The sequence below is a fragment of the Pantoea sp. ACRSC genome, from assembly GCF_022346785.1.
GTDB classification, from domain to species: Bacteria; Pseudomonadota; Gammaproteobacteria; order Enterobacterales; family Enterobacteriaceae; genus Pantoea; species Pantoea alvi.
Map to the genome: position 1 here is coordinate 132,442 of NZ_JAKRNN010000010.1, position 26,706 is coordinate 159,147.

Genomic DNA, 26,706 nt, shown 5'->3' on the forward strand with positions numbered 1-26,706 from the left:
CCTGCCCTTATTTAAATTGTTTGAGGAAACGTAAGTCATTTTCGAAGAAGGCGCGCAAGTCGGTGACGCCGTAGCGCAGCATGGTGAGACGCTCCATGCCCATGCCGAAGGCGAAGCCAGAGTAGATTTCCGGATCGATGCCGACGTTGCGTAATACGTTCGGATGCACCATGCCGCAGCCCAGCACTTCCAGCCATTTGCCGTTTTTGCCCATCACGTCCACTTCCGCCGAAGGTTCGGTGAACGGGAAGTAGGAAGGACGGAAACGGATCTGCAAATCTTCCTCAAAGAAGTTGCGCAGGAAGTCGTGCAGCGTGCCCTTCAGGTTGGTGAAGCTGATGTTCTTGTCGACGATCAGCCCTTCCATCTGATGGAACATCGGGGTATGCGTCTGGTCGTAGTCGTTGCGATAGACGCGGCCCGGCGCAATGATGCGAATCGGCGGCTGCTGGTTTTTCATGGTGCGGATCTGCACGCCAGAGGTCTGAGTGCGCAGCAGGCGCGTGGCGTCGAACCAGAAGGTGTCGTGATCGGCGCGCGCCGGGTGGTGGCCCGGAATATTCAGCGCGTCGAAGTTGTGATAGTCATCCTCGATCTCCGGGCCGGTCACCACCGCAAAGCCCAGTTCGCCGAAGAAGGTTTCGATGCGATCGATGGTGCGCGTGACCGGATGCAGCCCACCGTTTTCCATGCGGCGTCCCGGTAGCGAAACGTCGATAGTCTCAGCGGCCAGGCGGGCGTTGAGCGCGGCGGACTCCAGCGACTCTTTGCGCGCGTTAAGGCGCTCCTGCACCTGCTGCTTGGCCTCATTGATCACCGCGCCCGCAGCCGGACGCTCTTCCGGCGGCAGCTCGCGCAGCGTCGTCATCAGCTGCGTCAGGTGGCCTTTTTTACCGGTATATTCGACGCGCACCGCGTCAAGGGTGGCGATATCTGTCGCCTCGTCGATAGCGGCTGTGGCGCGAGCCACCAGTTCTGCGAGTTGGGACATGGTTTCCTCTTCTTCCAGGCGGGCTGGTCTGTTCTCGTTGGGACGTTGCCGTCATGCTTCGCCAGAAACACGAAAGCCTCCACGAGGGAGGCTTTCGGCGCGATTTTTCGTTTCTTTTCTATGCGCAAAAGCCCCTGAGTTTCAGGTGCTAAAGTAAAAAAAGAAACGGAAAATAGCAGCGTTCATGCTTGCGTTACCTTGCTGTGACTCTGAGGGCACTATTGAAAAGCCCTGCGGTGAAAATGTCAATCTTTTGCTTGAGTTACAGGCAATAAAAAAGGGAGCAAGCTCCCTTTTTCATCTGACTTACGCCAGAGCTGATTTTGCTTTTTCGACCAGTGCGGTGAACGCCACTTTGTCGAATACAGCGATGTCAGCCAGGATTTTACGGTCAATTTCAATGGACGCTTTTTTCAGGCCATTGATGAAACGGCTGTAAGAGATGCCGTTCTGACGCGCTGCAGCGTTGATACGCGCAATCCACAGTTGACGGAACTGACGCTTACGTTGACGACGGTCGCGGTAAGCATACTGACCAGCTTTGATAACAGCCTGGAAGGCAACGCGGTAAACACGTGAACGTGCACCATAGTAGCCTTTAGCTTGTTTTAAGATTTTTTTGTGACGTGCGCGAGCAATTACACCACGTTTTACGCGAGCCATGTGAGCTCTCCTGTATCAATATTCTGTGATGCCTGTATTCCCTGCCGGCATGGGGCCGTAATGCAGAAACGTCGAGGCAGATTTATAAAAAAGTTAACTTATGCGTACGGCAGGCAGGCAACAACCAGACCCAGATCGCCTTTAGACACCATGCCTTTCGGGCGCAGGTGACGTTTACGCTTAGTTGATTTTTTAGTCAGAATATGACGCAGGTTTGCGTGCTTACGCTTGAAACCGCCAGAAGCGGTCTTCTTGAAGCGCTTAGCCGCGCCACGTACAGTTTTAATCTTTGGCATTTTAAAAATATCCACTTCGCATTGTTAATAAAACGAATCAGACAGGCGAACAAAGAGCCGCACAGCGCGAACGCTGCGCGGTCAATGTTACTTGAAAGCCTACTGTTTCTTCTTGGGAGCGAGCACCATAATCATCTGGCGGCCTTCGATCTTCGATGGGAAGGATTCGACTACTGCCAGTTCTGTCAGATCTTCTTTCACGCGGTTAAGCACTTCAATACCGATCTGTTGGTGCGCCATCTCACGACCGCGGAAACGCAGCGTGATTTTGGCTTTATCGCCTTCTTCCAGAAAACGAATCAGGCTGCGGAGTTTTACCTGATAGTCGCCTTCATCTGTGCCAGGACGGAATTTGATTTCCTTAACCTGGATAACTTTCTGCTTCTTCTTCTGTTCCTTAGAAGATTTGCTTTTTTCATAAAGGAACTTGCCGTAATCCATAATACGGCACACCGGCGGTTCGGCGTTGGGGCTGATTTCTACTAAATCAACGCCCGCTTCTTCAGCTTTTTCAATAGCTTCGCGAAGGCTGACAATACCAATCTGTTCGCCATCCACGCCAGTCAAGCGTACTTCAGTGGCACGGATTTCACCGTTGATTCGATTCGGACGCGTCGGTTGTACTCGTTTTCCGCCTTTAATAACCTTATTCCTCTAATTGGTGAAGATTGCGGCTGCGAATCTCTTGTTGCAGCTTCTCAACAAACACATCGACATCCATCGTCCCGAGGTCTTTACCGCGGCGGGTGCGAACGGCTACTTTGCCTGCTTCCACCTCTTTGTCACCGCAAACCAGCATATAAGGGACGCGACGTAATGTGTGCTCGCGGATTTTAAAGCCTATCTTCTCGTTTCTCAAGTCTGCTTTCACACGAATGCCAGCATTCTGCAATTTGCGTGTCAACATGTCGACATATTCTGCCTGCGCATCGGTGATATTCATTACCACCGCCTGCATTGGCGCCAGCCAGGTCGGGAAGAACCCAGCGAACTCTTCGGTCAGAATACCGATAAAGCGCTCCATCGAGCCAAGAATGGCGCGATGAATCATTACCGGCGTCTGACGGTCGTTGTTTTCGCCCACATAGGTGGCGTCCAGACGTTTTGGCAGGGAAAAGTCTAGCTGAACTGTGCCGCACTGCCAGGCGCGATCGAGACAGTCATACAACGTAAATTCGATTTTCGGACCGTAGAATGCCCCTTCTCCGGGCTGGAATTCAAACGGAATGTCGTTTTCATTCAGCGCAGCGGCTAAATCTTCTTCCGCGCGGTCCCACATTTCATCAGTGCCGATACGCTTCTCAGGACGCGTGGAGAGCTTCACCACGATCTTTTCAAAGCCGAAGGTGCTGTACATGTCATAGACCATGCGAATACAGCTGTTCACTTCGTCGCGCACCTGATCTTCAGTACAGAAGACGTGGGCGTCATCCTGAGTGAAGCCGCGAACGCGCATCAGGCCATGCAGCGCGCCAGACGGCTCGTTGCGGTGACAGCTGCCGAACTCCGCCATGCGCAGCGGCAGATCGCGGTAGGACTTCAGACCCTGATTAAAGATCTGCACGTGCCCCGGACAGTTCATCGGTTTGATGCAGTATTCACGGTTTTCTGAAGAGGTCGTGAACATCGCCTCTTTGTAGTTTTCCCAGTGCCCGGTTTTTTCCCACAGCACGCGGTCCATCATAAAGGGACCTTTCACTTCCTGGTACTGGTACTCTTTCAGCTTGCTGCGCACGAACACTTCCAGCTCGCGGAAGATGGTCCAGCCGTCATTATGCCAGAAAACCATACCCGGCGCCTCTTCCTGCATATGGTAGAGGTCGAGCTGCTTGCCGATCTTACGGTGGTCGCGCTTCGCCGCCTCTTCCAGACGCTGCAGGTAGGCGTTGAGCTGCTTCTTGTCTGCCCAGGCGGTGCCGTAGATGCGCTGCAGCATTTTATTGTTGCTGTCGCCGCGCCAGTAGGCACCCGCGATTTTCTGCAGCTTGAAGTGGTGGCAAAAACGCATATTCGGCACGTGCGGCCCGCGGCACATGTCGATATATTCTTCGTGATGATAGAGGCCCGGCTGGTCGTCGTGGCTGATGTTCTCATCCAGAATAGCCATCTTATAGCTCTCGCCGCGCTCGGCGAACACGTCGCGCGCCTGCTGCCAGCTAACGACCTTTTTCACCACGTCGTAGTTGGTTTCAGCCAGCTGGTGCATGCGTTTTTCCAGCGCGTCGATATCTTCCTGCGTCAGGGTATGATCGAGATCAACGTCATAATAGAAGCCGTTGTCGATAACCGGACCGATCGCCATTTTCGTATTGGGCCACAGCTGTTTGATAGCGTGCCCCAGCAGATGCGCGCAGGAGTGGCGAATAATTTCCAGACCCGCTTCATCTTTAGCGGTAATGATGGCGACGGAGGCATCTTCGGTGATGGGATCGACCGCATCCACCAGCTGCCCGTTGACGCGTCCGGCAATGCAGGCTTTCGCCAGGCCAGGACCGATGTCCAGCGCAATATCCATCACGCTTACCGCGCGGTCATAGCTGCGCTGGCTGCCATCAGGAAGAGTAATTACAGGCATTTAATATCCTTAATTGCAGTGGTAAGCCACACGAAAGCTTACATACAACATTGAGTAGAAGTGATTGCCCGGCGCGATGTCAGACCCACATTGTCGGAATGACGCCGGGAATTGTAGTGCGCCGCAGATGATAACAGCTTTGCGCGGTGAGCAAAACCCGTCCCCCTGCGGCTAAGTTGAGGAACAGACGAAAAAAAACCGCAGCCAGGCTGCGGTCAGGAAGCGATGACGCCACGAATTACATCGCGTAGGTCAGCATAATGCTGGTTTTGGTATCGGTGCGATCGGGCGCGGACTCTGGCGGGTTGTTATTCCAGGTCACGTTGTACGCCAGCTTCAGCGCGAAGTGATCGTTGATGCCAACCTGCAGGCCGGTTTCCGAGTTGACGGTGGTGTCTTCGCCGAAGCTGCTCAGCACCGACACGCCCTGAATAAATTTGGTGTTGTCGGTGAGCTGCCACTGGTAGCTCAGCGCGCCGTAGCCCAGCGCTTTGGTTTCGCTGCCGCCGTCGTGGAAATCGTCATAGCGCACGCCCGGACCAAATTCCGCACGCAGCGAATGGATCGGCCCGCTCAGGATCTGACGACCGTAACCGGCGGTAAGCACATCGCGCGAATCGTAGCCGTTAAAGCGGTCGCTCAGCCAGCTCGCCTGACCAAACAGGTAGTCGAAGCTGTTGAGGTTGTAGCGCGAACGGCCGCCGATGCTGTAGGTTTCAGATGAGCGCTCATCGTTAGAGGAGGTGTTCGCCGCGTTGCCCCACAGGCTGTAAGCCATGGCGCTCTGATACCACGTCATATTGGTTTGCGCCGTCAGCGAGGAGCTGGTGGTGTTACCAGTCTGCGCCAGATAGCCTGCGGAGGCGCTGCCGTCGAACGGTTTTTTCGCCGTTGAAGGATCGTCCATCGCGGTAAAAACGGTGTTGTCAGCCAATGCCTGATGGCAAAACGCGCCGGCTGAAAGCAAAAGAACAGCTGAGAGCTTATGAAGCACTTTCATTTATATGTGACCCGTACGACAGTTTAAAAAAGAGTGAGTGTGAAGCGTTTTGCCGGCCAATCAATGCAATTTACGGTAAGTATTGTAAAAAAGTATTAACCAGCCCGAAACATGCATTTTCCGCGCGATCCCGCCTGATTATTGGGACTTTTCCGATTAACGAGGCGCATTACAGATCGGGATCGAACAAAACGCAGCGGAGATACTACAAGATTTTTCTGAACGGCGCGTCAGCGGCTTTACCCAGGTTTACTTTTATGTCTGTCCTGAATAACGGCTTTATCCTGTTCATTATTCGCGCAATTTTTCACTATGGTCTACGCTGTGCACAGTCATGCCGCACAGAGGTGAAACATGAGCGACGATCTCAAGCGTTACATTGTCACATTTCACTATCAGGAATCGGGCCTGGGCGATATTCAGGCGCTTAACAGCGCCATGATCGCCGCGGGCTTCAGCACCACGCTTAACGATGACCAGGGCCACCCGCACGAGCTGGGCACCAACAGCTTTGGCCTGGTCAGCGCCCTGTCGCCAGAGGATCTGCAGCGTCAGGCCGTCGCCGCAGGCGAAAGCGTGCTGCACCAGCAGCCCGAGGTCGCTGTCACGACGCTGGAGGCGTTTTTACGCGACGCAACGCCCTGACCGCACTCGCCATCCGTTCCGGTAAGCTGTGCGCAAGCGCGGGTTTTCAGCGATAAAGAGACGGTACAATCGTTTTTATGTCGCAGACCACTCTGACTGACATCGCAGCCTGACAGGTTAAAAGAGGATCGCCCAATGTGGAACGCTATTAGTCGTTTGTTAAGCGAACAGTTTGGCCATGCCGAAATTACCGAACGCCATGAACTCCCCGGCGGAGATGTGCATCCCGCCTGGCGTCTTCGCTATGGCGAGCATGACGTCTTTATGAAGTGCAACAGCCGTGACATGCTCACCCTTTTCACCTGGGAAGCCGATCAGCTGGCGCTGCTGGCGCGCACCCAAAGCGTCCGCGTGCCGGCGGTTTACGGCGTCGGGCACCATCGCGATCAGAGCTTTCTGCTACTGGAATATATTGCGCCGCAGCCGCTGGATGCGGAGAACGCCTTCCAGCTGGGCCAGCAGCTGGCGCGGCTGCACCAGTGGAGCGAACAGGCGCAGTTCGGCCTCGACTTCGATAACAATATTACCACCACGCCGCAGCCCAACAGCTGGCTGCGCCGCTGGTCGTTTTTCTTTGCGGAACAGCGCATCGGCTGGCAGCTTCAGCTGGCAGAAGAGAAAGGCATCGCCTACGGCAATACGGAAGAGATTGTTAACTGCGTGCAGCGCGCGCTGGCCACGCACCAGCCGCAGCCTTCCCTGCTGCATGGCGATCTCTGGCCGGCCAACTGCGCCGGCAGCGCCAGCGGCCCGTGGCTGTTTGATCCCGCCTGTTACTGGGGCGACCGCGAATGCGATCTGGCGATGCTCGGCTGGTTTCCCGATCTGCCGCGTCAAATTTATGAAGGCTATCAGTCGGTCTGGCCGCTGCCCGACGGCTTCTCGCAGCGCCAGCCGGTCTATCAGCTCTACTACCTGCTTAACCGCGCCAACGTTTTTGGCGGCAGCTGGCTCAGCGAGGCGCGGTTTGCGGTTGCGCGCCTGCTGGAAGAGGACGCGCTGGCGCAGCGTCAGGCCAGACCGGCCTGACCCGTTACAGAAAGCCGAGCAGCGACAGCGCGAAATAGCCGGCGACGGCGATCACCACCGGCAGGATATAGAGCGGAAAAATCTGCAGGAAAATCGTGTGGTGCGGCACGCGGATTTTCTCTTCCAGCTGCTGGCGCGTACGGGCGGCGTCGCCGCGCGCCTGCTCCAGAATCAGCTGATCTTCGATTCCCTCTTTAATGTGACGCACCTGACGCGCCATGCGCGAACCGGACGCTTCCAGCGCCAGACCAACGAATATCAGAATATAGATAATCCAGAAGCCGATATTCATCTGGCCGTTAAACTCCGGCACCGGCGAGTTACGCCAGAAGAAGCCGAGGAACGGCGTATTAAAGCGGATCATATCGACAATCACATGGACAAAGTCGAGCATAACGGCGTCGATGCCCGGCTGTTTTTCACTGTGCCTGAACATAAAGCCCAGCACTGAAATCACGGTCGACAACAGCGCGAGCAAAAAAATCGCCCAGCCAGCCACTCGCTTAAGGATGGCGATGCGGCCAGCCTGTTGATAAGTCATGGTATCTCCTGTACCTGAATCCAGTTTGCAGCCAGTCTACCTGCCTGTGGTTTTTATTTCCCGTAAAAAGCGCCGCCTGCACCACTTTCGCGGCGGGCGCCGCCCCATGATAAGGTAGCGCAAATTCGCTAAGGAGCCAGCCGATGAGTTATACCCGCCCCGTTTATGCCGCCCTGTTCGATATGGATGGCCTGATAATCGACTCCGAACCGCTGTGGGATCGAGCAGAACTGGATATTTTCGCCACGCTGAACGTCGACCTGTCGCGCCGCAGCGAGCTGCCTGACACGCTGGGCCTGCGCATCGATCAGGTGGTGCGCATGTGGTATGAAATTCTGCCCTGGTCAGGCCCGGATCGGCAGACGGTCACGGCGCGCATTATCGCCCGCGCGCTGGCGCTGATTGAGGAGCAGCGGCCGCTGCTGCCCGGGGTGAAGCAGGCGCTGCAGCTCTGTCGGGAGCGCGGCCTGAAAACCGGTCTGGTCTCCGCCTCGCCGCTGATGATGCTGGAGCGCGTGCTGGCGCTGTTTGACCTGCGCGACTATTTTGACGTGCTGGTCTCCGCTGAAGCACTGCCCTACAGCAAGCCCCATCCGCAGGTCTATCTCGACGCTGCCGCACAGCTGGGCATCGATCCCCTTAACTGCGTCACGCTGGAGGATTCGGTTAACGGCATGATCGCCACCAAAGCGGCGCGGATGCGCTCCGTAGTGGTGCCGCCCGCTGCGCTGCGTGAGGATGCACGCTGGTCGCTGGCAGACGTCAAGCTGGACGACCTGACCCAGTTAACCGCCGCGCACCTGCTGGGCGACGTTGCCCACTAGCGGACGCGCGCCGACAGGCCGATGCCCCCTCTCTCTACTCTGACCCGCCTTCGGCGGGTTTTTTCTGACGGCATGATCCCCATCGCAATAAATAAAACAGCGTTTCATTTTTATTGAATTGCTTGCCCACTCCTCATAAGATGCCCTGAGACGCCCTGCGGGGCACATCGACCTGTTTCGCCAGAGGGGACCAGAATGGACGTTCGTCAAAGTATTCATAGCGAGCATGCCCGCCAGCTCGACACCGCCGCGCTGCGCCGCGAATTTTTAATTGAGAAAATTTTCGAAGCCGACCGCTATACGCTCACCTACAGCCATATCGACCGCATTATTATCGGCGGCGTGATGCCGGTCGCCGACGGCGTTACCTTCGGCAACGAGATGGGCAAGCAGCTCGGCGTCAGCTATTTTCTGGAGCGCCGCGAGCTGGGCGTCATCAATATCGGCGGGCCGGGCACCATCGAGGTAGACGGCAAACTCTGGGAGATTGGCCCGGAAGAGGCGCTTTACGTCGGCAAAGGCGCCCAGACGCTGCGCTTTTGCAGCAGCGACGCCTCCCGACCGGCCAAATTTTATTTCAACAGCGCGCCCGCCCACAGCCGCTTTCCCGATAAAAAAGTCGGCAAAGAGGAGGCGGTTCGCACCACGCTGGGCGATGCGGCCACCTCAAACCGCCGCACCATCAATAAATATCTGGTGCCGGATGTGCTGCCGACCTGCCAGCTCACCATGGGGCTGACCCGCCTGGACGAAGGCAACCTGTGGAACACCATGCCGTGCCACACCCACGAACGCCGGATGGAGGTCTATTTCTACTTCGATATGAACCCGGACAGCGCGGTGTTTCATATGATGGGCCAGCCGCAGGAGACGCGTCATCTGCTGGTGCATAACGAACAGGCGGTTATCTCTCCCAGCTGGTCGATTCACGCCGGCGTCGGCACCGAACGCTACACCTTTATCTGGGGCATGGTCGGCGAGAACCAGGTATTCGACGACATGGATCATGTCAACATCCGCGATCTGCGCTAATAAAGGAGGCGCTCATATGATACTCAACGCATTTAATCTGGAAGGTAAAATCGCGCTGGTTACCGGCTGCAACACCGGGCTCGGCCAGGGCATGGCGCTGGGGCTGGCGCAGGCCGGCTGCGACATCATTGGCGTCAACCGCGAAGACCCGATGGACACCCAGCAGCGCGTTGAAGCGCTTGGCCGCCGCTTCTGGTCGCTGCAGGCGGATCTTATCCGCAGCGAGCAGGTGGCAGGCGTAGTGGAAAAAGCGGTCGCCGCCGCGGGTAGAATCGACATTCTGGTCAATAACGCCGGCATTATCCGGCGCGAAGATGCGCTGAACTTTAGCGAGCAGGACTGGGACGACGTTATGAACATCAACAGCAAAAGCGTCTTTTTCCTGTCGCAGCAGGTGGCGCGCCAGTTTATCGCGCAGGGCCAGGGCGGCAAGATTATTAATATCGCCTCAATGCTCTCGTTCCAGGGCGGCATTCGCGTTCCCTCCTACACGGCGTCGAAAAGCGCGGTGATGGGGCTGACGCGGCTGCTGGCGAACGAGTGGGCGAAACACGGCATCAACGTTAACGCTATTGCGCCGGGCTATATGGCGACCAACAATACCGAGCAGCTGCGCAGCGACGAAGGCCGCAGCGCCGAGATCCTCGGGCGTATCCCCGCCGCGCGCTGGGGCGTGCCGGACGATATGATGGGCCCGGTGGTTTTCCTCGCCTCTTCAGCTTCTGACTATGTTAACGGCTATACGCTGGCGGTCGACGGCGGCTGGCTGGCGCGCTAGTTCCGGCTGGCGCAGAAGAGGTTAACCAGGAGCGATCTCCCCCTGTCGGGGAGAAAACCGACGAAACGGCGGCGCGAAGTCGCCGTCTCGCTAAAAAATTCACGCTTCGTTACAGCGTCACAACTTCTCATTCACTGGATAAATCCCTATACTGGATGCATCGACAGTTTGCAGCCAGGTTTTATCATGACGGGCGAAGGCCACGTAATTTTTGCTATTGCCACCGCTATTTTTGCCAAGCGCGCGGAGCTGACGCCCGTGCTGGCGCAGGCCGACTGGTGGCACCTTATTTCCGCCTCGCTGCTCACCTGTCTGCTGCCCGATATCGATCACCCAAAATCCCTGCTCGGCCAGCGGCTGAAGTGGCTCTCCTACCCGATCGCCCGCGCCTTTGGCCACCGCGGCTTCACCCATAGCCTGCTGGCGGTGGCCGCCAGCCTCTGGCTGTTTCAGATAAACGTACCTGACGACTGGCTGCTGCCCGCCGACGTGCTGCAGGGCATGACGCTGGGCTATCTCAGCCATATCGTCGCGGATATGCTGACCCCCGCCGGCGTGCCGCTGCTGTGGCCGTGCCGCTGGCGCTTTCGTCTGCCGATCCTCAGAAGCCAGAAAGGCAATCAGCTGGAGCGCACCCTTTGCCTGGTGCTGGTAGGCTACGCGCTCTGGTTCCCCCCCGGCTCGCCCTCTTTTGGTGCGAACGGCTGGCCGACTCAGCTGTTTGATACGCTACAAAATGGCGTCTCTCGCCTGATTTCTACGCAAAAAGCGCATTAAAGCAGCAGAAAACGCTGTCTGGTTATAAGCCATTCCATTTGGATATAAGTCGACGCTCAGGTGAGCTGGTAACATACCGCCACTTAATTCGTGCGTCACATTATCTGGCGCGCCGGCGTCATGCTGTCGCCGGATGTGTCTTTCGGGAGCCAACATGGATCTACCTCTGATTCTTAATCTTGCAGCCTTCGTCGCGCTGCTGCTGCTGCTGTCGCGCCTCGGCCGTGATAGCTGGAGCCTGTCGAAAAAGGTACTGGTCGGTCTGGTGATCGGCGTGCTGTTCGGCCTGGCGCTGCAGACCATTTACGGCGCGCAGAGCGAGGTGCTGAAAACCTCAATCAGCTGGTTCAATATCGTGGGCAACGGCTACGTGCAGCTGCTGCAAATGATTGTGATGCCGCTGGTGTTCGCCTCGATCCTCAGCGCCGTCGCGCGCCTGCACAACGCTTCTTCGCTGGGCAAAATCAGCCTGCTGACCATCGGCGTGCTGCTGTTTACCACCGCGATCTCCGCGCTGGTCGGCGTGCTGGTCACCGGCCTGTTCCACCTCAGCGCCGAGGGTCTGGTTCAGGGCGCGCAGGAGAGCGCGCGTCTTGCCGCGATTCAGAGCAACTACGCGGGCAAAGTAGCGGACCTCACCGTGCCGCAGCTGCTGCTCTCTTTTGTGCCGAAAAATCCGTTCGCCGATCTGACCGGCGCCAGCCCGACCTCAATCATCAGCGTCGTTATCTTCGCCGCCTTCCTCGGCGTAGCGGCACTGCAGCTGCTGAAAGATGACCAGGCCAAAGGCCAGCGCGTGCTGGTGGCGATCGATACCCTGCAGTCCTGGGTGATGAAGCTGGTTCGTCTGATCATGAAGCTGACGCCCTACGGCGTGCTGGCGCTGATGACCAAAGTGGTCGCCGGCTCCAACCTGCAGGATATTCTTAAGCTGGGCGGCTTCGTCGTCGCCTCCTACCTGGGCCTGGCGATTATGTTCGGCGTGCACGCGCTGCTGCTGTCGATCAACGGCATCAACCCAATGCGCTTCTTCCGCAAGGTCTGGCCGGTCATCACCTTCGCCTTTACCAGCCGCTCCAGCGCCGCGAGTATTCCGCTTAACGTGGAAACCCAGACTCGTCGCCTGGGCGTGCCGGAGTCGATCGCCAGCTTCTCCGCCTCTTTCGGCGCGACTATCGGCCAGAATGGCTGCGCAGGCCTCTATCCGACCATGCTGGCGGTAATGGTTGCGCCGACCGTGGGTATCAACCCGTTCGATCCGGTCTGGATCGCCACGCTGGTCGGTATCGTCACGCTGAGCTCGGCTGGCGTGGCGGGCGTAGGCGGCGGCGCCACTTTCGCCGCGCTGATCGTGCTGCCGGCGATGGGCCTGCCGGTCACGCTGGTCGCCCTGCTGATTTCGATCGAACCGCTGATCGATATGGGCCGCACCGCGCTAAACGTTAACGGCTCAATGACTGCGGGCTCCCTTACCAGCCGCTGGCTCGGTATGACCGATAAAGCGGTGCTGGAGAGCGACGAACAGGCAGAGCTGGCGCACCGCTAAGCGCAGATTCTGCGGCATAAAACCGGGCCATCGCGCCCGGTTTTTTTATGCCTGCGCTTCACAATCCGCCGCCTTTATGGCGACGTCGTTAAGAAAGCGTTAAGCGTAGTAAAGAGAGGCAAAAGTCACGCCCCGGCGCTTGTTTTCGCAGCGGAAAAGGAGAATGCTTCAGGCAGTTATCGCAGGAGAAAATCCATGAAAAAAGTTATCGCCTCACTGCTGGCGTTAACGCTGTTATCGCCAGCGCTCGTCTCTGCTCACCCCGGCGGCTGGGGCCCCGGCCCGCACTGGGACGGCCACGGTCGCGGCTGGGGCGGTCCAGGCCCGCTGCGCTTTCTGCCTGAAGCGGCAACCGCCGTGCTGATCGGCGGCCTGACCTACTACATGCTCAACGGCGCATACTATCAGCGTCAGGGCGAAAATTACGTGGTGGTGCAGCCGCCAGCCGAACCAGACGGTGGGATGCGCGTGCTCGACTTTAACGGCCGTCGTTTTTACGTGCAGGCGGGTCACTACTACCAGCGCGAGATCAACGGCGACTATATTGAGGTGCCGCGCCCTGCGGGACTTTAATCCGACCAAACGAAAAACGGCCCGTCACTGACGGGCCGTTTGCTTTGCTAATCTGTTGTGCGCGGCTTATTTAGCAGCCTGCGGATCGGTATCGTACTCTTCACAGCTCTGGAAGCCGTAGTTCATCACGCGGCCGGTATCGCTGTAGCTCACAAAGTAGGTCTGCGGCTTGCCGTTACGCTCGCCCAGCACATAGGTCTGACAGGTGCCGCGCGCGTGGACCATGGTGATCTCAGTAGAGGCCGGACCCGCAATCTGGCGTACCTGATCGCGCGTCATCCCTTTTTTCACATCCTTAACTACGGGCTTGCTTACGTAGCTCTCAGCACGATCGTAAGCCGTACAACCAGACAGTGCGGCCAGCGTCAGCGCCGCAGCGATACATCCCATTGCTTTATTCATCTTGTTGTTCCTCGTTGTATTGTCCATGTAAGCTTAAGCCTGGAACAGAAATGCAGATTAATCAACTTTATGGCGCGTTTTTAAGTTGAGTCTGAATCGTCAGGTTAGCGTAAAAAAACTGTTCTTAAGGCGATCCCCCCGTATAATCCGCCGCGAGAATAAGCACTCTCAAAACTACTTTGCGGAGGCAGGATGAACAAACAGCGAGAAGCGCGCGACGCGCGACATCGCACGCGCCAGGATGAGATCATCGCGGCGGCGCGCCGCTGTTTTCGCTCGTCAGGCTTCCACGGCGCCAGCATGGCGCAGATCGCCAGCGCCGCCAGCCTGAGCGTCGGGCAAATCTATCGCTACTTTCCCAGCAAAGATGCGCTGATTGAAGAGATGGTGAAGCGCATCGTCGATGGCCGCGTGGCGGCGATGAGCGCGCAGAGCGACGCCAGCCATATCGCCGATATGATCGCCCGCCGCGACAGCCTGAACGACGAGGATGAGATGCTGATGCTGGAGGTCGCCGCCGAGGCGAGCCGCAATGCGCGCGTCAGCGATATCCTGCAAAACGCCGAGGCGCGCCTGTTTCACAACGCCTGTGAAAAAATGCGCGCGAACTACCCTCACCTTACCGAGCCGCAGCGCGCCGCCTGCGTCGAGGTGCTGGCGGTGCTGATAGAAGGCACCGCTTTTCGCCGCCTGACGACGCAGAAAGCGTCGGCGGAACTGCTCTATACCCTCTATACGCAAATGATCCATAACTTAGTCAACCCCTCAGAGGACAAATGACACCTGCACGCAATAACCGACTGGTCTACGCCATCACGCTGGGCCTGCTGGCGGCGCTCGGCCCGCTCTGTATCGATCTCTACCTGCCTGCGCTGCCTGAACTGGCGCGCGATCTGCAAACTTCAACCGCGACGGCGCAGCTCAGCCTCACCGCCGGCCTGCTCGGCCTGGGTGCCGGACAGCTGCTGTTTGGGCCGATGAGCGATAAGTTCGGCCGCCTGCGCCCACTTACCCTGTCGCTGGTGCTGCTGTTTATCGCCTCTGTCGGCTGCGCGCTGGCGCAGGATATCCATCAGCTGCTGCTGGCCCGCCTGTTCGAAGGGCTGGCGGGCGCGGGCGGCGCGGTGCTGTCGCGTGCGGTGGCGCGCGATATGTACAGCGGGCATGAGCTGACGCGCTTCTTTGCGCTGCTGATGCTGGTAAACGGCCTGGCGCCGATTGGCGCGCCGGTGCTGGGGGGCGCGCTAATGACGCTGCTTAACTGGCGCGGCATCTTCCTGGTGCTGGGCGCGACGGCGCTGCTGCTGATCCTGCTGGCGCGCTGGAAGCTGCACGAAACCCTGCCGCCCGAGCGCCGCAGCCAGGGCTCGGTCTTCTCCGCCTGGGCGGCGCTGGGCCAGGTGGTCACTCATCGTCCCTTTATGGGCTTCTGCCTGACGCAGGCGTTTATGATGTCCGGCATGTTCGCCTATATCGGCGCGTCGCCTTTCGTGCTGCAGCAGATTTACGGCCTGTCGCCGCAGGCGTTCAGCTTCTGCTTCGCCGCTAACGGCATCGGGCTGGTGATCGCCTCCCAGACCAGCGCGCGTCTCTGTCCGCTCTGGGGCGAATACCGGGTGCTGAAGGGCGGCCTGACGCTGGCGTTTGTCGCCTCCAGCCTGCTGCTGCTGGCGGGTCTCACCGCCGCGCCGCTGCCGTTGGTGCTGGTCGCGCTCTTTTTCACCATTGCGAGCAACGGGGTGATCGCCACCACCGCCTCGTCGCTGGCGATGCAGAGCCAGGGCCATCGCGCCGGCAGCGCTTCGGCGGTGATCGGCGTCTGCATGTTCTCCTTCGGCGCGGTGTCGGTGCCGATCACCGGGCTGGGCGGCACCTCGCTGCTTAGCATGACCGGCACCATCTTCGGCTGCTTTATGCTGGCGATTCTGATGTTTATCTTCCTGGCGCAGAAACCGGCGCCGCGAGGGTAAACTGCCTGATATCGCAACAGTTAACCGGAAACAACTGGCGCTTTGGCTTGTTGTTTTCGCCGATGCGCGTTAGCTTTAATAGATGGTTCGCATGGGCCGACAGGCCACTGTCTTGAGGAGAGATTCATGTCACTGCAGCAGGAAATCATCACAGCACTTGGCGTTAGCCCGGTTATCGACCCACAGCAGGAAATCCGCCGCAGCGTCGATTTCCTCAAAAGCTACCTGAAGCGCAATCCGTTTCTGAAGACGCTGGTGCTGGGCATCAGCGGCGGTCAGGACTCGACGCTGGCGGGCAAACTGTCGCAGCTGGCCATCAGCGAACTGCGCGAAGAGAGCGGCGACAGCACCTATGCCTTTATCGCCGTGCGCCTGCCCTACGGCGTGCAGGCGGACGAGCAGGATTGTCAGGACGCGCTGGCGTTTATCCAGCCCGATCGCTCGCTGGTGGTCAATATCAAAGAGTCGGTGCTGGCCAGCGAACGCGCTCTGAGAGAGGCGGGCGTCGAGCTTTCTGACTTCGTGCGCGGCAACGAGAAGGCGCGCGAACGCATGAAGGCGCAGTACAGCATCGCCGGCATGACAAAAGGCCTGGTGGTGGGCACCGACCACGCGGCGGAGGCGGTTACCGGCTTCTTCACTAAATATGGCGACGGCGGCACCGACATCAACCCGCTGTTCCGCCTGAACAAGCGTCAGGGCAAACTGCTGCTGAAAACCCTGGGCTGTCCAGAGCACCTCTACCTGAAACGCCCGACGGCGGATCTGGAAGACGATCGTCCCGGCCTGGAGGATGAAGTGGCGCTTGGCGTTACCTACGAGATGATCGACGACTATCTGGAAGGCAAAAGCGTCGCCCCGGAAACGGCGAAGATTATCGAAAACTGGTATCTGAAGACCGAGCACAAGCGTCGTCCGCCGATTACGGTGTTTGACGACTTCTGGAAATAACGCCCTTTTCCCCTGCTGCCCGGCAGGGGAAATTTTTCCCGCCCCGATGTTCACCGATTAACCCGCTGGCGAAAGCCTGTACAGACTGATATGCTGTATGAATACACAGTTACAGGAGTCTGTCTTGGTTCGACGTGCCGCCACGCACCGCCTCGAGTTCGACGCGGCTGCCATCTACGAATATCCCGAACACCTGCGCGAATGGCTGGAAGGATTGCCCAATCAGCCGGGCGTCTATACCTTTCACGGTGAGAGCGAGACGCTGCCGCTCTATATCGGGAAAAGCATCAATCTGCGCTCGCGCGTAATGTCCCATTTCCGCACGCCGGAAGAGGCGCGCATGCTGCGCCAGGCGCGCCGCGTCAGCTGGATCCCCACCGCGGGCGATCTCGGCGCGCTGCTGCTCGAGGCGCAGATGATTAAGACCCAGCAGCCGCTGTTTAACAAGCGCCTGCGCAAAAATCGTCAGCTCTGCTCGATTCGGATCGCCGAAGGCAAGCCTGAGGTGGTCTACGCGCGCGACGTTGACTTTTCGCACTCGCCCAACCTGTTCGGCCTCTATCGCAGCCGCCATAAGGCGCTGGAGACGCTGAAGTATCTCGCCGACGAGCATCAGCTCTGTCACGGGCTGCTGGGGCTGGAGAAGCTGAGCGCTAACCGCGCCTGTTTCCGCGCCGCCCTGCGCCGCTGCGCCGGTGCCTGCTGCGGCCGCGAGACGCTGGATGACCATCAGGCGCGGCTGCTGGAAGCGCTGGAGAGCGTGCGGGTGATCTGCTGGCCGTGGCAGGGCCCGGTGGCGCTGATCGAGGAAGGGAAGCTGATGACGCAGATCCACGTGATTGACCACTGGTTCTATCTGGGATCGGTCAACGATATGGACGAGGCGCGTCGGCTGAAGCGCGCGCCGAGCGGCTTCGACCATGACGGCTATAAAATTTTGTGTCGGCCGCTACTCTCTGGCCACTACCCCATCGAACCGCTATAAAAAAACCGCCGACGCTGCCCAGACTTTCTGCTTATCTGGACAACGTCGGCGGTCTTACTGCCTTATCTCAGCCGATTATTCAGCGTCTGGGGCGGGTGCCGGAGCGGGCGCTGCTTCCGGGGCCGGGGCTGCGGCTGGTGCCGGCGGCGCTGGCGGCGCCATTCTCTCTTCGCGCGGACCTTTCTCGGTCAGACGTTTTTCAAAGTTAGCGTTGTACTGCTTTTTCTGCTCTGGAGTCAGTACGTTATAAAGTTTGTTCTCCGTTTCCAGCATCGTCAGCGCACGCGCTTTCGCATCGGCGGCCATTTTCTCCGCCTGCGCTTCTGCTTTTGCACGGTCGAAGGTGTCAGAGGCGATAATGGCGTGGCCGGCGCGACGCTCTTCCAGCGACGGACGTTTAAAGTCTTTATGGCTCTCTTTCATGATGTCGCGAATCTGAGTTTTCTGCGCCTCGGTCAGATCCAGGCCTCTGAACATCATGTGCATGCCGTGGGGCATTGGCGGCTTAGGCATCGCTTTTTCACCACCGGCCGGCGGCGGCGTCAGGTTGTCAGCCGCTGCATGGACCACGCTTGCTGCACCAAATGCCAGGGTAGAAGCCAGAAACAGAGAAGTCAGTTTACGCATAATGGTTGTCCTTATCATTCAGTTAATAACGACAGCAACCTGTCGCGTCTTCGAGAACAAGATTACGCTGCTGAATGTCAAGCTCTCAGAGCGTGAGTAAAGCCCTGCAAGCATAAAAGACAAAAATCAAGCGATCATGAAGAGAATAAGAAGAAGCAGGTGAGAAATTGCAAAAGAATATGAATTCAAAGCGGATTTAGCAGGAATCATGGAGGAGTGTAAGGGTTCCGGCAGCAAAGCGGAAGGAAAATTATCCGCTCAGCCGCCGGACAGGCTGTCAGGCGGGCGCCTCCTCCTCTACCAGCATCAGACCGGCGCGCAGCCCCAGCGCCACGGCGGGATTAGGGAACAGCACATATTCGCGCGCCTGCTGCACCACGTAGCGCGTTGCGCCATCCTCGGCCAGCAGCGCCCCCTGCGGAAAGGGGGTGAAGTTAAGGGTTCCGTCGTCCATATGCAGCCGGAACTGCTCGCTAAGGCGGGTTATCTGCTGGGTGACCCGGAAGCGACGCGGCGTGTCGCGCGCCACCGGCAGCGGCTCACCGCTCAGCAGCGCCGCCAGCGCCTGTTGCGCGGCGGCGAACTGCGTCAGGTCGTTGGCGCCGAACGGCAGAGCCTTGCCCAGCTCCAGCGTGCAGCTGGCGGCGTGAAAGTTCGCGCAGCTGAAGTGGGTAAAGGTGCCCCCCGGCGCGGTATGGAACACCAGCGCCTCCAGGCCCGCCGCCGCCAGCCAGTCGAGGAACGGCGCTGGCCAGGGCTGTGGGTTGAGCGGCAGCACGCCAAAGCGGGTATGCCAGGAGCCGCGGATCGCCGTATGTAGATCAAGATGCCAGCGCGGCCGATCCGCTTTACACGCCTGTAGCCAGAAAGCCTCTGTTGCCTGCTCCAGCCGCAGCGCGCGCCGCGCCTCGTCGCAGTCGTCGATCTGCTGCCAGCGGCCGCCGAACAGGCGATTGAGGTCATGGCGCAGATAGCGCTTTCCGGCGCGCAGGGCCGCCGGGTTGCCAAGAATTGCCAGCACGCGATGCCGCAGCGGCATCTCGCCGCGCAGCAGCGCGCTGATAAGCGTATTCATCATCTCTACCGGCGCGGTTTCATTACCATGAATACCGGCGGAGATCACCAGCGCCTGCTGCGGTTCGCCGAGCGGGTCGAGCTGTAAAATACCCTGATCGATCCAGCGCCAGCGCAGCCAGGGCGTTTCGCCGCACAGCCTCTGCGGCGCCTCGCCTGACAGCGTCTGCTGAAGAAAATCGTGCATGCTTACTCCTTTCTGAAACAGAAAAGCCCTTCCCGCTACTGCTGAAACGCGTAGACGTTGCCTAAGTCCAGCAGCCGGGTCAGCTCGTCCAGCGCGTCGCGTCCCTCTCTTAACAGCTGCGGATCTGTCAGATCCGCCTGCGTCAGGCGATCGCGATAGTGGCGATCCACCCAGGCGTTAAGGGTGGCGAACAGCCGATCGTTCATTATCACCGCCGGATTCAACGCCTGCCGCTCCTGCGGCGTCAGCACGACGCGCAGCCGCAGGCAGGCGGGGCCGCCGCCGTTTTGCATGCTTTCACGCAGGTCGAAGCTCACCAGCTCACGCACCGGGCCGCCCTGCTCCACCAGCTCGCTCAGGTAGCCCCAGACCCCGGGATGCTGGCGCGACTCTTCCGGCAGCACCAGCAGCATCGTGCCATCTTCGCGGCTCAGCAGCTGGCTGTTGAACAGATAGGTGCTGACCGCGTCCGCCACCGAAACGCGGCTGTCGGGCACCTCGATGGCGGTGAAGCCAGGCACGCGGCGCTGCAGCGTCACCAGCAGCGCCGGCTGATCGACAAACGCCCGCTGATGGCAGAACAGCACTTCACGGTTGCTTACCGCGATGACGTCGTTATGAAACACCCCCTGATCGATCACCTGCGGGTTCTGCTGGGCAAAGATCCTGTGGTGCTCGTCGAGCTGATGCAGTCTGGCCACCGCCTGGCTCGCCTGTAGCGTCTGGCGTGCGGGATAGCGTCCCGGCGCGATACCGCCGTTGTCGTCGCGTCCGTAAACGAAGAGCTGCAGGCTGCGTTCGCCATACTGCGCGCCGAGGCGGTTATGGTTCGCGGCCCCTTCGTCACCGAACAGCGCCACCTGCGGCAGCGCGTCGTGCACCTCGAAGTGCTGCGGATCGCGGAAAATGGCGCGCAGCAGCCGGGTGGTCTGCGGCGCCTCCATGGCGCGATGGAATTTATTGTTCAGGTTGGCGACGGTGAAGTGTACGCGCCCGTCGGCGCTGTCGGCCGAGGGCGACACCGTCGCCGCGTTGGCGACCCACATCGCCGAGGCGGAGCTGACCGCCGACAGCAGCCCCGGCGAGGCCTTCGCCGCCTGCGCCAGCACCTGTTCGTCGCTGCCGCGAAAGCCGAGCTGTCGCAGCAGCGGCAGGTTCGGCCGCTCGTGCGGCGGGATCACGCCCTGCACAAAGCCCCTGTCCGCCAGCGCCTTCATCTTCAGCAGCCCCTGCTTCGCCGCCAGGCGCGGATTCGACGGCTGATGCTGGTGGCGCGTCGAGGCTTCGTTGCCGAAGGAGAGTCCGGCATAGTGGTGCGTCAGGCCGACCAGCCCGTCAAAGTTCGCTTCTGTTGCTTTCATGCCTGCTCCTCCTGGGCGGAGAAATCGAGTCCCGGCGAGAGCGCGGCGGGCAGCGTCAGGTCGGGCGTCTCCAGCGACGCCATCGGCCAGGCGCAGTAGTCCGCCGCATACCAGGCGCTGGCGCGGTGGTTACCCGACGCACCGATACCGCCAAACGGCGCGCTGCTCGCCGCCCCGGTCAGCGGCTTGTTCCAGTTGACGATCCCGGCGCGTGCCTCCAGCAGCAGCTGGTCAAACTGCGCGCGCGACGGCGAGATCAAGCCGCACGACAGGCCGTAGCGCGTGTCGTTGGCGAGGCGGATCGCCTCATCGAAGCTCTCATAGCGAATAACGTTAAGCAGCGGGCCGAACACCTCTTCGTCCGGCAGCCCGCTCACCTGCGTGACGTCGATAATGCCTGGCGTCAGCAGCGCCCTGCTGCGCTGCGGCCAGCGCATCTCCAGCAGCGGCGTGCCGCCGAGCGCGACGCGCTGCTGCCACGCCTGATAGATCTTTTCCGCCGCGTCGATGGAGATAACGCTGCCCATAAAGGGCTGCGGCTCGGCGTTCCACGCGCCCGGCTGCAGCCGCGCACTCACCGCCAGCAGCCGCTGCAGGAAGGCGTCGCCCGCCGCGCCGCGCTTCACCAGCAGACGGCGCGCGCAGGTGCAGCGCTGTCCGGCGGTAATAAAGGCGGACTGAATAGCGATATGCACCGCCGCGTCGATATCGGCTGGATCCTCAACGATCAGCGCATTGTTGCCGCCCATCTCCAGCGCCAGCATTTTCTCCGGCTGGCCGGCGAACTGGCGGTGCAGCTGGTAGCCGGTTCCCGCGCTGCCGGTAAAGAGTACGCCGTCGATCTGCGCCTCCGCCGCCAGCGCCTGCCCGGTGGCGCGCGCCCCCTGCAGCAGCGCCAGCACGCCGCACGGCAGCCCCGCCTCCAGCCAGAGGCGCACGGTTTTTTCCGCCGTCAGCGGCGTCAGCTCGCTCGGCTTGAACAGCACGCAGTTACCCGCCAGCAGCGCCGGCACGATATGGCCGTTAGGCAGATGGCCGGGAAAGTTATAGGGGCCAAACACCGCCAGCACGCCGAGCGGCCGATGGCGCAGCGAGCTTTCGCCCTCATGCTGTTCGCCGGTGCGTGCGTGAAAGGCTTTTACCGAGATAGCGATTTTATTGATCATCGCCTGCACTTCGGTCAGCGCCTCCCAGCGCGGCTTGCCGGTTTCGGCGGCGATGGTTTCCGCCAGCTCGATTTTATGGCTCTCCAGCAGCGCGGCGAAACGTTCGGCCAGCGCCTGACGCTCGGCAAATGGCCGACGCGCCCAGCCGGGAAACGCCGCGCGGGCGGCGGCGGCGGCCTGGGCGATCTGCTCCGCCGTGGCGGCCTCGCCCTGCCACAGCGTCTCGCCGAACACCGGGTCGACTTTACGCAAGGCGTCGCCGCGGCCCGGCTGCCACTCGCCGTTAATCATCTGCGTCATGCTTTTTTCTCCTCACCGCCCAGCGTTACCACGCGCAGGCTGTCGCCTGGCTCAACGTGCAACGCCCTGAGCTGATTTTCGTTAAGTACCACGTCGTGCTGCTCGATGCGCGCAGGCAGCAGCGCGACGCGGAAACGGTGATAGTCCAGATTTGCCACCAGGCAGAGCGGCGCATGCTCGTCCGGCTCGCCGAGCGCGGCGCTGCGCACATGGCTTTTGCGGATGGCGCGAATGTCGTCGATTTCGCACTCCAGCGTCGGGCCGCCGTCAAAGATGTCGATATAGTTACGGTAGCGGAACCCTTCCGCCTCCAGCACCGCGCGCGCGGGGGCGGTCTTCTCATGCACCTGGCCGATCACCGCCCGCGCCTCTGGCGACAGGTAGTCGATATAGAGCGGATGCTTCGGCATCAGCTCGGCGATAAACGCCTTCTGGCCGGTGCCGCTGAGGAAGTCAGCCTTGCGAAACTCCATAAAGAAAAAGCGGCTGCCGACGCTCTCCCAGAAGGGGGAATGGCCCGCGTCATCGCTGACGCCGCGCATCTCCGCCACCACGCGATCCATAAACTGATGGCGAAAGTTGGCCATAAACAGAAAGCGCGACTTCGAGAGCAGATAGCCGTTTTTACCGTCGCGGTAGTCAGGGTCGAGAAACAGCGTGCAGAGTTCGCTGCTGCCGGTGTGGTCATTGCTCAGCGAGAGCGTCGGCAGCGCCGCATAGACATTCAGCTCTTTCGAGGCGTGCACCTGGGTGCCGACGCGAAAGTTATACCAGGGCTCCTGCAGCCCCACCGCCACCTCAATGGCGCAGATGCCCACGGCGCGATTATCGTCGCTGTCCGCCAGCACAAATACGTAGCCCTGTTCGGCGCGCGGCAGCGCGCCCTGCCAGGTTTGCAGCGAGCGCTCGATGCGCGCCTGCAAGGTGGGGCTGTCAACCGGCAGCGAGGTCAGCCCGCCGCCGGTTTTGCCCGCCAGCGCCAACAGCTGCGGCAGATCGTCATGTTCAACAGGGCGAATCACCATCATGATGTCGATCCTCGCGCCAGATGTCCGCAAGCGACGGCGAAGCGTGCCATGCCGGTTTTCACTTCCTCTTCGCTGATATTGAGCGCCGGCGCGAAGCGCACCACGTTAGCGCCAGCGATCAGCACCATAACGCCCTGCTCGGCGGCCGCCAGGTTAAACTGCTTCGCTTTTCCGGCATAGTCTTCGTTCAGCACCGCGCCGATGAGCAGGCCCAGGCCGCGCACCTCTTTAAACAGATGCAGCCGCTGGTTAATCGCCTCCAGCGCTTCGACAATCCATTGATGACGCGCCGCGACGCCCGCCATGGTTTCAGGCTGGTTGATCAGCTCCAGCACCTTGCCCGCCACCGCGCCCGCCAGCGGATTGCCGCCGTAGGTGGTGCCGTGGGTGCCAACATTCATCACCTGCGCCAGATCTTCGCGCGTCAGCATCGCGCCGATAGGGAAACCGCCGCCCAGCGCCTTGGCGGTGGTGAGCACGTCCGGCGTCACGCCGTAGTGCATATAGGCGTAGAGCGAACCGGTGCGGCCCACGCCGCTCTGCACTTCGTCAAAAATCAGCAGCGCCTGATGCTGGTCGCACAGCGCGCGCAGGCCGCGCAAAAAGGCGGGATCGGCGGGCAGCACGCCGCCTTCGCCCTGAATGGGCTCGACGATTACCGCGCAGGTGTTGTCATCGATCAGCTGCGCTGCCGCTTCCAGATCGTTAAACGGCGTATGGCGGATATCAGGCGGCAGCGGCGCGAAATCTTTTGAATAGGCGGGCTGACCGCCTGCAGAAACGGTAAACAGCGTGCGGCCGTGAAAGGCGTTATTAAAGGCGACAATGCCGCTTTTATGGCTGCCGAAGCGATCGTGCGCCACTTTACGCGCCAGCTTCAGCGCCGCCTCGTTGGCTTCAGCGCCGGAGTTGCAGAAGAAGACGCGGTCAGCGAAGGTGGCGTCGATCAGCTGCTTCGCCAGGCGCAAAATCGGCTCGTTAGTATAGCCGTTGCCGGTATGCCACAGGCGTGACGCCTGCTCAGTCAGCGCCTGCTGCAGCGCCGGATGCGCATGTCCCAGCGCGTTGACCGCAATGCCGCCGGCAAAGTCGATATACTCTTTGCCGTTTTGATCCCAGAGGGTCGAACCCGATGCGCGTACCGGTACAAAGTTCGCTGGCGCATAAACCGGCACCATCCATTGATCGAAATCGTGACGCGAAACCTGCAGTGACATAACTGTTTCTCCTGCTTCCCCTGCCCGGCGCGCCGGTCAGTAAAGCGAATGTTTTAAATTTGTGAAATTCGGGTAAACACAGCCCTACTGTAAAGTGCAGCTTGCGTGCCAGCCAGAGGAATAAATGCATAAAATCAGCATGACAACGAAATATCAATAACTTAAGCAATGCTGCTATTCACTTAAATTGCATATATAGTGAATAATTTTGAGCGCGCCGCGCCTGCGCCGCATAATCGGTAGCGGATTTATGCAGTTACCGGAGTAAATGTTGCTTTTGTGATCCCTCCTGACTTTTATGTTCAAATTCAGGCAAAACGCGCACCTTATCGGTGCTTCGCGCCCCGTTTCAGGGCAGATCGGCAGAGGAAAACAGGCCGCCGCAAGGGGCCGCTATGGAGAATAAGCCTGGGGAGACTAAGGAAATAGTAGTGAGCGCAAATAACAACGGTTATTTATTAGGCTGCTGCTGATAATTAAATCATGAGAGATACAATAATTATTGCTGACGTTATTATTAATGCAGAAATAAGAATAAGTGATAGCAGGGAAATATGTAAGCAAGCTAATTATTAGAGACTTACCTTCAACCCTTTATTTGCACTTTTCCGGCGAAGCTTAATTTTTATTTGGGATTAGCTGGCTAATCAGCGCGCCGTAGGTGTACGTAAGCAGGTCGTCGAAAAATGAAAAAAAACAGTTTAAAATCATATAAATAACAAAACAACCCCCCTTTTGTAATTCGACCAGAAATTAATTACTGCCAGCCTGAAAAGAACAAAAAACAGACAGTCAAAATATCAAAACCGCATCAGAAAAATTTAGTTACACTTATTACACTAGGTCATTTTATCCTTTTGTGTCATTTTCCTTTCACCCCAGATAACGGGGGAATAATAACTTACAAAGACAGGGTAAATATAAATGATGAAGCGCGCTTTAGCGGCGGCAGTGGTGTCGTCTCTGCTCGGAATATCTGCCGGTCAGGCAGCGGAAATTTATAATAAAGATGGCAATAAACTCGACTTAGTGGGAAAAATTAACGTCTCGCACCTCTTTTCCAGCGACAGCAGTAACGACGGCGATACCTCTTCCTACACCCGCCTGGGCTTTAAGGGCGAAACCAAAATCACCGACCAGCTTACCGGCTATGGCTTCTGGCAGTATCAGTACAGCCTGCGCAATTCGGAAGGCAGCGATGCGCAGAACGGCAACCGCACCCGTCTCGGCTATGCCGGTCTGAAGTTTGGCAACGCCGGTTCGCTGGACTACGGCCGCAACTACGGGCTGGTTTACGACGCGCTCGCCTATACCGATATGCTGCCCTTCTTCGGCGGTGATTCAGGCTATACCGACGCTTTCCTGGCGGGACGCTCTACCGGCCTGCTCACCTGGCGCAATAAAGATTTCTTCGGCCTGGTCAAGGGGCTGAACCTGGCGGCGCAGTATGAAGGCAAAAACGATCGCGCCGGCAACACCGACGGCGTGCGCCGCTCCAACGGCGACGGCTACGCTCTTTCCGCCAGCTACGCCTTCGATTTCGGCCTGAGCTTCACCGGCGCATTCGCCAGCCTCGACCGCACCGAGACGCAAAACGCGGCGGCGCGCGGCGACGGTGACAAGGCGCAAAACTGGGCGACGGCGGTGAAATATGACGCCAACCAGATCTATCTGGCGGCGATGTATGGCGAAACCCTGAACGCCACGCCGATCAGCGGCGGCTTTGCCAACAAAGCGCAGAACTTCGAAGCGGTGGCGCAGTATCAGTTCCTGAACGGCCTGCGTCCGTCGATTGGCTATGTCTCCTCGAAGGGCAAAGAGATCGAGAACATTGGCGACGCCGACATCGTCAAATATGTTGCGGTGGGCACCACCTACTACTTCAACAAGAACATGTCCACCTACGTGGAGTACAAGATCAACCTGCTCGACGACAACAACCCGCTCGGTCTGAAGACCGACGATATCACCGCCGTTGGCCTGATCTACCAGTTCTGATCGGCTTTACCCTCAGGCTGCGCCCGGTCTGTGTCAGCCGGGCGCGCAGGGCCGCGCAGGCGGCCTTTTTCTTTGCTGCCTGCTGAGCTCTGCGCGCCGCCGACGCTAGGTTAACCGGTAGTAAGCGTCCGGGCGCAGCGGCGTCGGCGGCGCGCAGAGCTCAGCAGGCA

General features: G+C 59.2%; 28 protein-coding genes. 13 read left to right on the plus strand and 15 right to left on the minus strand.

Annotated features, from left to right (window positions below; translation table 11 throughout):
• Positions 1–7 precede the first annotated feature (7 nt).
• The 7 genes from pheS to MHZ97_RS12040 form a co-directional block, all read right to left on the minus strand.
• Positions 8–991 (minus strand): phenylalanine--tRNA ligase subunit alpha, encoded by a 984-nt coding sequence (gene pheS / locus MHZ97_RS12010; RefSeq protein ID WP_103795605.1) that lies wholly within the window; start codon positions 989–991, stop codon positions 8–10.
• A 141-nt stretch (positions 992–1,132) separates the two neighbouring features.
• Complete coding sequence (gene pheM, locus MHZ97_RS12015; protein WP_001386830.1) at positions 1,133–1,177, minus strand: pheST operon leader peptide PheM; 45 nt, start codon at positions 1,175–1,177, stop codon at positions 1,133–1,135.
• 120 nt (positions 1,178–1,297) lie between these two features.
• Positions 1,298–1,654 carry a 50S ribosomal protein L20 gene (gene rplT / locus MHZ97_RS12020; protein ID WP_010616241.1) on the minus strand — a complete coding sequence of 119 codons (357 nt, stop codon included), beginning with the start codon at positions 1,652–1,654 and terminating at the stop codon, positions 1,298–1,300.
• A 98-nt stretch (positions 1,655–1,752) separates the two neighbouring features.
• Complete coding sequence (gene rpmI, locus MHZ97_RS12025; protein ID WP_006118955.1) at positions 1,753–1,950, minus strand: 50S ribosomal protein L35; 198 nt, start codon at positions 1,948–1,950, stop codon at positions 1,753–1,755.
• Between the two features lie 99 nt (positions 1,951–2,049).
• Positions 2,050–2,592: a translation initiation factor IF-3 gene (gene infC / locus MHZ97_RS12030; RefSeq protein WP_033747527.1), complete on the minus strand. Its 543-nt coding sequence runs from the start codon at positions 2,590–2,592 to the stop codon at positions 2,050–2,052.
• 4 nt (positions 2,593–2,596) lie between these two features.
• Positions 2,597–4,525, minus strand: a complete 1,929-nt coding sequence (gene thrS, locus MHZ97_RS12035) for a threonine--tRNA ligase (protein WP_103795604.1) — start codon at positions 4,523–4,525, stop codon at positions 2,597–2,599.
• Between the two features lie 238 nt (positions 4,526–4,763).
• On the minus strand, positions 4,764–5,525 hold the full coding sequence (locus tag MHZ97_RS12040; protein ID WP_103795603.1) for a YdiY family protein: 762 nt from the start codon (positions 5,523–5,525) through the stop codon (positions 4,764–4,766).
• Positions 5,526–5,879: 354 nt separating this feature from the next.
• On the opposite strand from MHZ97_RS12040, the gene ghoS reads away from it, so the two are divergent.
• Positions 5,880–6,170, plus strand: a complete 291-nt coding sequence (gene ghoS, locus MHZ97_RS12045; protein WP_239314601.1) for a type V toxin-antitoxin system endoribonuclease antitoxin GhoS — start codon at positions 5,880–5,882, stop codon at positions 6,168–6,170.
• Positions 6,171–6,305: 135 nt separating this feature from the next.
• Positions 6,306–7,199, plus strand: a complete 894-nt coding sequence (locus MHZ97_RS12050; RefSeq protein WP_103795601.1) for a fructosamine kinase family protein — start codon at positions 6,306–6,308, stop codon at positions 7,197–7,199.
• A gap of 4 nt (positions 7,200–7,203) precedes the next feature.
• Here MHZ97_RS12050 and MHZ97_RS12055 read toward each other — a convergent pair whose 3' ends face one another.
• Positions 7,204–7,740 carry a YniB family protein gene (locus tag MHZ97_RS12055; protein WP_103795600.1) on the minus strand — a complete coding sequence of 179 codons (537 nt, stop codon included), beginning with the start codon at positions 7,738–7,740 and terminating at the stop codon, positions 7,204–7,206.
• Between the two features lie 143 nt (positions 7,741–7,883).
• Between MHZ97_RS12055 and hxpB the strand changes: the two genes are divergently transcribed.
• The 6 genes from hxpB (at position 7,884) to MHZ97_RS12085 (ending at position 13,270) form a co-directional block, all read left to right on the plus strand.
• Complete coding sequence (gene hxpB / locus MHZ97_RS12060) at positions 7,884–8,564, plus strand: hexitol phosphatase HxpB (protein ID WP_103795599.1); 681 nt, start codon at positions 7,884–7,886, stop codon at positions 8,562–8,564.
• A 195-nt stretch (positions 8,565–8,759) separates the two neighbouring features.
• Complete coding sequence (gene kduI / locus MHZ97_RS12065; protein ID WP_103795598.1) at positions 8,760–9,596, plus strand: 5-dehydro-4-deoxy-D-glucuronate isomerase; 837 nt, start codon at positions 8,760–8,762, stop codon at positions 9,594–9,596.
• A 16-nt stretch (positions 9,597–9,612) separates the two neighbouring features.
• The gene (gene kduD / locus MHZ97_RS12070; RefSeq protein ID WP_103795597.1) at positions 9,613–10,374 is read left to right on the plus strand and encodes a 2-dehydro-3-deoxy-D-gluconate 5-dehydrogenase KduD; all 762 of its coding nucleotides are present in this window, start codon (positions 9,613–9,615) and stop codon (positions 10,372–10,374) included.
• Positions 10,375–10,560: 186 nt separating this feature from the next.
• Positions 10,561–11,151, plus strand: coding sequence for a metal-dependent hydrolase (locus MHZ97_RS12075; protein ID WP_103795596.1), 591 nt, complete (start codon positions 10,561–10,563; stop codon positions 11,149–11,151).
• Between the two features lie 154 nt (positions 11,152–11,305).
• Positions 11,306–12,697 carry an L-cystine transporter gene (locus MHZ97_RS12080; RefSeq protein ID WP_103795595.1) on the plus strand — a complete coding sequence of 464 codons (1,392 nt, stop codon included), beginning with the start codon at positions 11,306–11,308 and terminating at the stop codon, positions 12,695–12,697.
• Positions 12,698–12,892: 195 nt separating this feature from the next.
• Positions 12,893–13,270, plus strand: coding sequence for a DUF6515 family protein (locus tag MHZ97_RS12085; RefSeq protein WP_103795594.1), 378 nt, complete (start codon positions 12,893–12,895; stop codon positions 13,268–13,270).
• Positions 13,271–13,336: 66 nt separating this feature from the next.
• Here MHZ97_RS12085 and osmE read toward each other — a convergent pair whose 3' ends face one another.
• Positions 13,337–13,672 carry an osmotically-inducible lipoprotein OsmE gene (osmE, locus tag MHZ97_RS12090; RefSeq protein ID WP_103795593.1) on the minus strand — a complete coding sequence of 112 codons (336 nt, stop codon included), beginning with the start codon at positions 13,670–13,672 and terminating at the stop codon, positions 13,337–13,339.
• A gap of 192 nt (positions 13,673–13,864) precedes the next feature.
• Here osmE and MHZ97_RS12095 point away from each other — a divergent pair, with 192 nt between their 5' ends.
• The 4 genes from MHZ97_RS12095 (at position 13,865) to cho (ending at position 17,578) form a co-directional block, all read left to right on the plus strand.
• A complete protein-coding gene (locus tag MHZ97_RS12095) occupies positions 13,865–14,452 on the plus strand; it encodes a TetR/AcrR family transcriptional regulator (RefSeq protein ID WP_103795592.1) in 588 nt (195 codons plus the stop codon).
• Positions 14,449–15,642 (plus strand): multidrug effflux MFS transporter, encoded by a 1,194-nt coding sequence (locus tag MHZ97_RS12100; RefSeq protein ID WP_103795591.1) that lies wholly within the window; start codon positions 14,449–14,451, stop codon positions 15,640–15,642. Before MHZ97_RS12095 ends, MHZ97_RS12100 begins: the two co-directional genes overlap by 4 nt.
• A 126-nt stretch (positions 15,643–15,768) precedes the next feature.
• A complete protein-coding gene (gene nadE / locus MHZ97_RS12105; RefSeq protein ID WP_239314600.1) occupies positions 15,769–16,593 on the plus strand; it encodes an ammonia-dependent NAD(+) synthetase in 825 nt (274 codons plus the stop codon).
• 124 nt (positions 16,594–16,717) lie between these two features.
• A complete protein-coding gene (gene cho, locus MHZ97_RS12110) occupies positions 16,718–17,578 on the plus strand; it encodes an excinuclease Cho (RefSeq protein WP_103795589.1) in 861 nt (286 codons plus the stop codon).
• A gap of 75 nt (positions 17,579–17,653) precedes the next feature.
• On the opposite strand, the gene spy is transcribed toward cho, so the two are convergent.
• From spy to MHZ97_RS12140, 6 genes are all read right to left on the minus strand, one after another.
• Positions 17,654–18,205, minus strand: a complete 552-nt coding sequence (gene spy, locus MHZ97_RS12115) for an ATP-independent periplasmic protein-refolding chaperone Spy (protein ID WP_239314599.1) — start codon at positions 18,203–18,205, stop codon at positions 17,654–17,656.
• A 277-nt stretch (positions 18,206–18,482) separates the two neighbouring features.
• Positions 18,483–19,466 carry a succinylglutamate desuccinylase gene (gene astE / locus MHZ97_RS12120; protein WP_239314598.1) on the minus strand — a complete coding sequence of 328 codons (984 nt, stop codon included), beginning with the start codon at positions 19,464–19,466 and terminating at the stop codon, positions 18,483–18,485.
• Positions 19,467–19,501: 35 nt separating this feature from the next.
• Positions 19,502–20,827: an N-succinylarginine dihydrolase gene (gene astB / locus MHZ97_RS12125; RefSeq protein ID WP_239314597.1), complete on the minus strand. Its 1,326-nt coding sequence runs from the start codon at positions 20,825–20,827 to the stop codon at positions 19,502–19,504.
• Positions 20,824–22,293 (minus strand): succinylglutamate-semialdehyde dehydrogenase, encoded by a 1,470-nt coding sequence (gene astD, locus MHZ97_RS12130; RefSeq protein WP_239314596.1) that lies wholly within the window; start codon positions 22,291–22,293, stop codon positions 20,824–20,826. The genes astB and astD overlap by 4 nt, the downstream gene beginning before the upstream one ends.
• A complete protein-coding gene (astA, locus tag MHZ97_RS12135) occupies positions 22,290–23,321 on the minus strand; it encodes an arginine N-succinyltransferase (protein WP_239314595.1) in 1,032 nt (343 codons plus the stop codon). The genes astD and astA overlap by 4 nt, the downstream gene beginning before the upstream one ends.
• Entirely contained in the window at positions 23,318–24,538 is a 1,221-nt protein-coding gene (locus tag MHZ97_RS12140; RefSeq protein WP_239314594.1) for an aspartate aminotransferase family protein, read from the minus strand. The genes astA and MHZ97_RS12140 overlap by 4 nt, the downstream gene beginning before the upstream one ends.
• A 924-nt stretch (positions 24,539–25,462) precedes the next feature.
• Here MHZ97_RS12140 and MHZ97_RS12145 point away from each other — a divergent pair.
• Positions 25,463–26,536 (plus strand): porin, encoded by a 1,074-nt coding sequence (locus MHZ97_RS12145; RefSeq protein ID WP_293648481.1) that lies wholly within the window; start codon positions 25,463–25,465, stop codon positions 26,534–26,536.
• Positions 26,537–26,706 lie beyond the last annotated feature (170 nt).

Coding starts and splice junctions, on each gene's coding strand:
- pheS (WP_103795605.1), bottom strand. CDS start 991: ATGTCCCAACTCGCAGAACTGGTGGCTCGCGCCACAGCCGCTATCGAC.
- rpmI (WP_006118955.1), bottom strand. CDS start 1,950: ATGCCAAAGATTAAAACTGTACGTGGCGCGGCTAAGCGCTTCAAGAAG.
- ghoS (WP_239314601.1), top strand. CDS start 5,880: ATGAGCGACGATCTCAAGCGTTACATTGTCACATTTCACTATCAGGAA.
- MHZ97_RS12075 (WP_103795596.1), top strand. CDS start 10,561: ATGACGGGCGAAGGCCACGTAATTTTTGCTATTGCCACCGCTATTTTT.
- MHZ97_RS12145 (WP_293648481.1), top strand. CDS start 25,463: ATGATGAAGCGCGCTTTAGCGGCGGCAGTGGTGTCGTCTCTGCTCGGA.
- astB (WP_239314597.1), bottom strand. CDS start 20,827: ATGAAAGCAACAGAAGCGAACTTTGACGGGCTGGTCGGCCTGACGCAC.
- nadE (WP_239314600.1), top strand. CDS start 15,769: ATGTCACTGCAGCAGGAAATCATCACAGCACTTGGCGTTAGCCCGGTT.
- MHZ97_RS12040 (WP_103795603.1), bottom strand. CDS start 5,525: ATGAAAGTGCTTCATAAGCTCTCAGCTGTTCTTTTGCTTTCAGCCGGC.
- thrS (WP_103795604.1), bottom strand. CDS start 4,525: ATGCCTGTAATTACTCTTCCTGATGGCAGCCAGCGCAGCTATGACCGC.
- MHZ97_RS12080 (WP_103795595.1), top strand. CDS start 11,306: ATGGATCTACCTCTGATTCTTAATCTTGCAGCCTTCGTCGCGCTGCTG.
- MHZ97_RS12100 (WP_103795591.1), top strand. CDS start 14,449: ATGACACCTGCACGCAATAACCGACTGGTCTACGCCATCACGCTGGGC.
- hxpB (WP_103795599.1), top strand. CDS start 7,884: ATGAGTTATACCCGCCCCGTTTATGCCGCCCTGTTCGATATGGATGGC.
- MHZ97_RS12095 (WP_103795592.1), top strand. CDS start 13,865: ATGAACAAACAGCGAGAAGCGCGCGACGCGCGACATCGCACGCGCCAG.
- MHZ97_RS12055 (WP_103795600.1), bottom strand. CDS start 7,740: ATGACTTATCAACAGGCTGGCCGCATCGCCATCCTTAAGCGAGTGGCT.
- astD (WP_239314596.1), bottom strand. CDS start 22,293: ATGACGCAGATGATTAACGGCGAGTGGCAGCCGGGCCGCGGCGACGCC.
- osmE (WP_103795593.1), bottom strand. CDS start 13,672: ATGAATAAAGCAATGGGATGTATCGCTGCGGCGCTGACGCTGGCCGCA.
- MHZ97_RS12050 (WP_103795601.1), top strand. CDS start 6,306: ATGTGGAACGCTATTAGTCGTTTGTTAAGCGAACAGTTTGGCCATGCC.
- MHZ97_RS12085 (WP_103795594.1), top strand. CDS start 12,893: ATGAAAAAAGTTATCGCCTCACTGCTGGCGTTAACGCTGTTATCGCCA.
- astA (WP_239314595.1), bottom strand. CDS start 23,321: ATGATGGTGATTCGCCCTGTTGAACATGACGATCTGCCGCAGCTGTTG.
- spy (WP_239314599.1), bottom strand. CDS start 18,205: ATGCGTAAACTGACTTCTCTGTTTCTGGCTTCTACCCTGGCATTTGGT.
- astE (WP_239314598.1), bottom strand. CDS start 19,466: ATGCACGATTTTCTTCAGCAGACGCTGTCAGGCGAGGCGCCGCAGAGG.
- rplT (WP_010616241.1), bottom strand. CDS start 1,654: ATGGCTCGCGTAAAACGTGGTGTAATTGCTCGCGCACGTCACAAAAAA.
- MHZ97_RS12140 (WP_239314594.1), bottom strand. CDS start 24,538: ATGTCACTGCAGGTTTCGCGTCACGATTTCGATCAATGGATGGTGCCG.
- kduI (WP_103795598.1), top strand. CDS start 8,760: ATGGACGTTCGTCAAAGTATTCATAGCGAGCATGCCCGCCAGCTCGAC.
- kduD (WP_103795597.1), top strand. CDS start 9,613: ATGATACTCAACGCATTTAATCTGGAAGGTAAAATCGCGCTGGTTACC.